The sequence below is a fragment of the Ezakiella sp. genome (assembly GCF_034180565.1).
Classification (GTDB): domain Bacteria; phylum Bacillota; class Clostridia; order Tissierellales; family Peptoniphilaceae; genus Ezakiella.
Window position 1 is genome coordinate 46,072 of the sequence record NZ_JAXFOB010000020.1, and the last position, 6,216, is coordinate 52,287.

General features: G+C 34.0%; 10 protein-coding genes. All 10 read right to left on the minus strand.

Features of this window, described 5'->3' with window-relative positions:
- Positions 1–19: 19 nt before the first annotated feature.
- The gene (locus tag SPI61_RS04240) at positions 20–751 is read right to left on the minus strand and encodes a hypothetical protein (protein ID WP_321136876.1); all 732 of its coding nucleotides are present in this window, start codon (positions 749–751) and stop codon (positions 20–22) included.
- Positions 752–760: 9 nt separating this feature from the next.
- A complete protein-coding gene (locus SPI61_RS04245; RefSeq protein ID WP_321136877.1) occupies positions 761–940 on the minus strand; it encodes a hypothetical protein in 180 nt (59 codons plus the stop codon).
- Positions 940–1,179 (minus strand): hypothetical protein, encoded by a 240-nt coding sequence (locus tag SPI61_RS04250; RefSeq protein WP_321136878.1) that lies wholly within the window; start codon positions 1,177–1,179, stop codon positions 940–942. The genes SPI61_RS04245 and SPI61_RS04250 overlap by 1 nt, the downstream gene beginning before the upstream one ends.
- A gap of 11 nt (positions 1,180–1,190) precedes the next feature.
- Positions 1,191–1,394 (minus strand): helix-turn-helix transcriptional regulator, encoded by a 204-nt coding sequence (locus SPI61_RS04255; RefSeq protein ID WP_321136879.1) that lies wholly within the window; start codon positions 1,392–1,394, stop codon positions 1,191–1,193.
- A gap of 23 nt (positions 1,395–1,417) precedes the next feature.
- Positions 1,418–1,759 (minus strand): hypothetical protein, encoded by a 342-nt coding sequence (locus SPI61_RS04260; RefSeq protein WP_321136880.1) that lies wholly within the window; start codon positions 1,757–1,759, stop codon positions 1,418–1,420.
- A 353-nt stretch (positions 1,760–2,112) separates the two neighbouring features.
- Positions 2,113–2,940 carry a hypothetical protein gene (locus tag SPI61_RS04265; RefSeq protein WP_321136881.1) on the minus strand — a complete coding sequence of 276 codons (828 nt, stop codon included), beginning with the start codon at positions 2,938–2,940 and terminating at the stop codon, positions 2,113–2,115.
- A gap of 17 nt (positions 2,941–2,957) precedes the next feature.
- Positions 2,958–3,467, minus strand: a complete 510-nt coding sequence (locus tag SPI61_RS04270; RefSeq protein ID WP_321136882.1) for a DNA-deoxyinosine glycosylase — start codon at positions 3,465–3,467, stop codon at positions 2,958–2,960.
- Between the two features lie 48 nt (positions 3,468–3,515).
- The gene (locus SPI61_RS04275; RefSeq protein WP_321136883.1) at positions 3,516–4,352 is read right to left on the minus strand and encodes a metallophosphoesterase; all 837 of its coding nucleotides are present in this window, start codon (positions 4,350–4,352) and stop codon (positions 3,516–3,518) included.
- 212 nt (positions 4,353–4,564) lie between these two features.
- On the minus strand, positions 4,565–5,710 hold the full coding sequence (locus SPI61_RS04280; protein ID WP_321136884.1) for an HAD family hydrolase: 1,146 nt from the start codon (positions 5,708–5,710) through the stop codon (positions 4,565–4,567).
- Positions 5,711–6,117: 407 nt separating this feature from the next.
- Positions 6,118–6,216: IS3 family transposase (locus SPI61_RS04285; RefSeq protein WP_321136885.1), on the minus strand; the 99-nt coding region annotated here is incomplete at its 5' end.

Sequence of the window (6,216 nt, forward strand, 5' to 3'; positions counted from 1 at the left end):
GCTTTTTGTGTGCCGAAAACTATTTTCCAAAATTTACTTCGAACAGTTCTTCAATGCTGTCGTAGTTGTCGTTGTAGATTGTCTTTAATTCATTATTAAATTCGCCGTTTGAGTCGATTATAATTTCTTTTTTCATAGGGTCGAGCTCATATTTGAATGAGAAAATATTTTTCAGGTAATTTATATCAAAGTAAAGAGCGCCGTCAATAATTTTGGCTTCGCCCGGATAATGTTTTTTGTATTGAACTTCCGAAAAATCTTCGCCGGACAAAACGGCATAATAACTAATATTGTAAATCTGATTGTAAGTCATATAAAAATCCTGCGATTCAGGAAATGCACCGTAGAGAATTTCGTCGTCGCTGATTTTCTTTGTATAGTCCGTGATGAAGTCCAGCGCCTTGTCCGCCTTGTATTTGCCTTCTTTCCAAAACTTTACATATGATTTGTTAAGCTCGTCAATATTAAAAAGCCTTCCGTCTGGTGAGTGCACCGTTCCATATTCATTGCCGTCAATTGTGATTTTGTAATCACCTTCAGGATTCACTTCTTCTTTAACGTCTTCCGGCTCTTTTTCATCTTTTTGTTCGTCGATATCTTTAGTGTCTTTATCTTCAGCTACGTCATTTTTTGATTCATCGGTTGACGTCGTGTCTTCTACTTTGTTTTCGTTAGTTTTTTCGTAGCCCGGGTTTTTACATGCCACAAAAAGCAGCGAAAAAACAATCAGTATTATAATAGATTTTTTCATATAGACCTCCTAATCGATTCGGTTAAAATTTTTGCCAAGCAAATTTTTGAGCATATTTTTATTCTTCTTTGTCATAGCGCCGGAGAACGGAACTTCGTAAAGTAACTTCTTGCCGAGGTGAGAAAAAGCAAGATTCGCCTTGTTATTTTTTATGTCAATGACGAAATCCTCGACTTCATTCCAGGGCATTAGCACGAAATTGCCTTCAAAGTATTTGATATCTCCTTTTCATTTATACCCTTTTCGTTGAAATATAAAATAAAAGACCGCGCACTGTCCATGGTGTAATACAATTTGCTCAAAATGAGCTTGAACAAACCGGTCTTGACGTCGTTATTTTTTAGCGCAAACAGATAATTTTCATCGTCTTTAAAATTGTCCTTGACCTTTTCGGCGACTTCGTTTGCAGTGTTCATTAATAAACCCATAATAATCCTCCTTATTTAAAAATAAAAACTTCCGTTATATCTCTCCCCAGAACCTTGCAAATCTTGTATGCGGTTTCAAGGGTCGGGCTGATTGTGCCCGCCTCATAAGCCATGATTGACCTGCGCTTCAAATCCACCGCTTGAGCGAGCTTGTGCTGAGAAAGTCCGAGCTCTTTTCGAAATTCAGCAATTCTATTTTCAATCACAACATCCATATCAACAACCCCTTAAAATAAATTTATTCTGCATCTCTTAATTTTAATCTTTCTATAAAAATCTCATTCACAAATACACTCAAAAGCGCATACAATTTAAATATTGTATAACTCAAAATCTCCGTTGTATCAACGCCCACAACTCCGGACTGAAGCATTCCGAGTGCGATTATAATGAAACCGGAAACCAAAGAAGCCAAGACAAATGAAGAAACGGTGTGTTTAAGCTGTTTGTTTTTTAAAAGCTCGATTAAAATAAAAATCAAAACGAAAATTCCCACAACGATCGGCAGATAACTCGGCACTTCCACAAAAAACATAAGCACAAGTAAAATATAATAAAAAAATGCAGCTGCGTAAAACATATTTCACCTTCATTAAAAATTCATTCATCAAATGTTACATTTATAGTACATGTGATGTTACATTTATAGTACCATAAGTGAAATCCGGTGTCAATAGTTTTAATAAAAAAGCGACTTAAAAATTTTAAGTCACTTTAGATTTTTTTGTTAAAAACAAATGCAATTTTTAAAATTTTAAGAAATCGAGTTTATAATAAAAGCACGAATTGAAAACGAAAGTTTTGAGGGTGGTGCATTTATGCGCCACCCGTTTTTTTATATAATTTCGGTTTAGTTTACTCAACACTACTTGAGCTTATTCAACTCAATCTTATTTTAGAAAATTTCATTTTGGAAATAATTAAAATTAGCATTTATTTTCTATATTCATACTCATCAAAATTCTTTTTCATAAGGAGTTTCCATTCATCCAGCACATCCGCCAAGTCTGATATATCCATCTCTTCTTCAAGTACAAGCCTTTCTTTGCCTTCTTTGATTACAGTTATGAATTTTTTTTGAATCGCCTTGGTTCTCTCTAGAAGAGCATCTTCTCCAAGTAGTTCGAACATAGCTACCGAGTCAAGTATGGCTGCTCTGAATAGTGTATTCATAGATTCTCTGAGCTCCAACCGGGTAATTTCTTTTTTTGAAAAACTATTTATATCTTCTTTAAGCGAGTTAAGATTTTTTATTGATGAAAACAAAATTTCTTTCAAGTCCAATTTTTTTGCGGATATTTTTTCAATATGTGCAAGATGAGTCTCTTCATCAAGCCGCTCCTTCAGCTCCTCAGCTCTCCAAGTGAAGCAGTCGGGCTCATCGCTTTCTTCATACTTATTGTTTATAAAATTAAAACACTCGTTTTTATACTCAAGAAAGATAATCGCATGCTTATTGACTTTAGAAATATTGGCACCAAGCATATAGTTCTCGTCCGATGCTTTAAGTGTCTTAAGAACATCGTCCTTAGTGCATTTCTCTTCAACAAACTCGTAGCCAATGCTATTTAAGTAGATATCAAATATTTCTTTTGACTGCAGCATAGGACCTACTAAGTAAGTGCCTCCATCTTTAAGCAAGATATAAGGCAAGTTAATTGTCTTTGCAATCATGTAATCTTCAGTGTCAATGCCTTTTAAATACAAAAGATTTGCAATCGATGCGTAAGAGCAGGACGAATTAAAATGCATGTATTTCATAATGTCTCCTTTTCTAATTAATCCAAATACTTCAGTATTTCTTTCCACTCATTCACTAAATCATCGAGTCTATATCTCGCATTTGCGGGACTTGTCGATGGCAGCTTCACGCCTTCGAGTCCTAGATTCTTCTCGTGATACTTTTTATAATATTTATACGAAGTGCCTCCATTTAAAAATACTTCTTTAATATCTGCGCTTTCAATAATTTTGCTTAAATCCGATGCCACCACATTTTTTATGCTTGCATCGCTCGAGCCTATTATATCGCATTGATAGATGGAGTCATAGAGCGCAATTTTGTGCCTCGTTAAAAAGTCTTTGCGCTCATCAATATCACCGCTTAACTCTTCTTTAAACAGAACTTCCATAACGCGCCAAAATCTGTTTTGCGGATGACCGTAAAAGAAACCGTATTCACGAGTCTTGACTGATGGAAATGAGCCAAGAATCAAAATTTTTGAATCCTTTGTAAAGCATGGTTCAAGCGGATGAATTATGGTTTTGTAATTGTCTTTTTTATGCAAAAAATCACGTCCAATTGTAATATATAAAATTCATTGATATGGTTTAAATTATTGACGAACCACATCCACAATAACTAGTTCCGGTCTATTAAAAATCCGTGGCACCCTTGTGGATTCACGGGCAAGACCGCGGCTCACGATCATTTGTCCGTTCGGGAAGTCGTATTTGCCGCCGGCGTATTTCGGAAGCCAACCTTCGTCGGGAGCAAACACGCCGTTTAAAAAGGGAGGAAGTCTCCATTGACCGCCGTGTGCATGACCGCAAAGCACGAGATCGAAGCCGTATTTCAGGTAGCTTTCAATATAAGAAGGGCGGTGGGCGAGAAGGACTCTAAATAAATTGTCGTCTTTTTCTCTTTGAATTTCGTCAAGCTCCGAATAAAAATCTCCGCTTTTTCCGGTGAAGCGCTCCTTGTCGGGGTCGTTAATGCCGCTCAAGCTGATTTTTTGATTTCCGATCTCGACATCCACACTTTCTCCGTCAAGCACATAGATATTGTTTGCCCTTAGCCACGCGATCATTTCGTCTGAGTGGCGGCTCCAATATTCGTGGTTTCCGGTCACATAGTAGCACGGATATTTAGGTGCAACGGCTTTTAGAAATATTTTTGTGTTTGTGTCGGGAATAATGTCATCAAAAATATCTCCGCCCAAAAGAATTATGTCCGGTTTTTCTTTGTTCACCGCATCGATGAGCGTCTTTTGATTTTCGCCGTATTTGCAGGAGTGCAGATCCGTAACGAGCGCAATGCGAACGGGGGAGTCGATTTTATTTGATTCAATTTTATATCTCACAATTTTCAGCCGCACGTCAAATGCGGATAGCACGAGGACTAATAAGATGAGAAGGGCGGCGATTAATTTGTATTTTTTCTTTATTTTCATATATTGCTCCGATTCTATTTCAGAATATTTCCATAGTGGAACTATTTCTAAATAGGTTTATTTTTTAGAGTTTAATAAAACTGAATAATTTAATTATATAATTGTATTCCATATAATATATGGAGAAATTATAAGCGGTAATATATTAAATCATTAAGTAATGTTTTAATGATTACATTTTAATGAAATTTTATCAAATTGATTTAAAATATCTAAATTTCTATTTCTAAAATATCTAAAACATCATTTGGAATTACATCTATATATTTTTTATCATATATTTTTAAATAGAACTTCTTTATATCTGTATCATTTAAAATATATTTAACTTGACCGTTCGATGAAGCGATTTTAAAAATCTTTTCTATTTGATTGTCTTCCCAATTGCCTATATGGTTCATTGATTTTATTATTTCATGAGTTTGGGCAAATGATGAACTTTCATTTAGTTTATCTATCAAGTCTTCTTTTAAAATAAATTGTTCATCTTTATTTTTTCGCTCACTCTTCATTTCTTGCATGCATTCGGTGCTTTTTATTTCTAATATTTCATTTGCAGCAGTCCTTTTTATTATATTTTTTACTAAGACTTCTAAGTCAGAGCCCTCACTGTAATCAGCCTCTGCGAAATATTTAATTCTGTGTTCTTCCATCATCTTGAATACTTTGTTCTTCGAATTTGCGCCATACACGCCTATTGAGAAGCCACCATTAATAGAAACAAGTTTCATACATGGAATATCTGTGTCGCTATCTCCTATATAAACCATATTCCTGAACGGAACTCTTACTTCATCTTCGCTTATAAAATCATTTACTGTTGCATCATTTACGTTCAGAGCACCTTTTTTGATTCGAAACAAATATTGTGTTTTATTGGTATAATTTACGCATTGTGCCGGCCATACAGCTACACCGTCTTCATCATAATAAAATGAGCTGGCATAGATTTTTTTAAAATGTTTAGCAACTGTTGTTCCTTCAATCATCTCTTTTAATCCTGAGGAAATAATATAGTGTTCAACCAAAACGTCGTTTTTTTCACCATAATTATTAATTCTGTCAAACCATGTTTCCACTCCCGGATATAATTTCACCTCAGAGCCATATTCCATCAATGTATTTTTATTAAAAACATGTTTTCCTCTTGATTCTTTAGCCATTTTATACATCCAAGCTAAATTTTGGTCCATATCGTTTTCACGGGCTAATCCGTTAGATTCATTCCAAAAATTTTCAACTTCTTTCTTTAATGATTGTATGAAGCCTTGAGCTTGCATATCGTCAGGGGAAAGAGTTTTGTCGAAGTCATAGCAAATTGCTAAAACTGTTTTCTTGTCGATTATATTATTTGTCATTTAAATATCCTTTCTGTTTTGATAATTTGATTTTATATTAATGTAGACATTAGAATGTGTATTTATAATCAAGTCAAATTTTTTGATTATATTTATTAAATAAGGTTATTACATTATTTTGTAGTAATATTTTTTATATGCTAATAAATATTGATTATATTATTTGTCTACTATAATTATTATAACATATTTTTTTAATTTAAAAAAAGAAAAATATAGTATAGTTTGCCTTCTGATATAAAACTTAGTTAATCAATAAACTTATAAATTCAGAAGTACGATATATATTTGTGTATTGATTTATAAAATAAAATATAATAACTTGGAATGTCGGTTAAAATTTAAACACCTATAAAAGGTGCTACAATGACATGCACCCACAAACCCGGACAAAATAACCGCGTTTACTACACGGCTTGTAACCTGTACTCAACAGGTGACAGGCCGTGTAATTTTGTCTTTATTCTCTTGTTATTATACCAGTCAATATATTCTCTAATAGCACT

Bases quoted from the DNA above. Each gene is read 5' to 3' on its own strand.
- SPI61_RS04240 (WP_321136876.1), bottom strand. From the start codon at position 751: ATGAAAAAATCTATTATAATACTGATTGTTTTTTCGCTGCTTTTTGTG.
- SPI61_RS04245 (WP_321136877.1), bottom strand. From the start codon at position 940: ATGCCCTGGAATGAAGTCGAGGATTTCGTCATTGACATAAAAAATAAC.
- SPI61_RS04250 (WP_321136878.1), bottom strand. From the start codon at position 1,179: ATGGGTTTATTAATGAACACTGCAAACGAAGTCGCCGAAAAGGTCAAG.
- SPI61_RS04255 (WP_321136879.1), bottom strand. From the start codon at position 1,394: ATGGATGTTGTGATTGAAAATAGAATTGCTGAATTTCGAAAAGAGCTC.
- SPI61_RS04260 (WP_321136880.1), bottom strand. From the start codon at position 1,759: ATGTTTTACGCAGCTGCATTTTTTTATTATATTTTACTTGTGCTTATG.
- SPI61_RS04265 (WP_321136881.1), bottom strand. From the start codon at position 2,940: ATGAAATACATGCATTTTAATTCGTCCTGCTCTTACGCATCGATTGCA.
- SPI61_RS04275 (WP_321136883.1), bottom strand. From the start codon at position 4,352: ATGAAAATAAAGAAAAAATACAAATTAATCGCCGCCCTTCTCATCTTA.
- SPI61_RS04280 (WP_321136884.1), bottom strand. From the start codon at position 5,710: ATGACAAATAATATAATCGACAAGAAAACAGTTTTAGCAATTTGCTAT.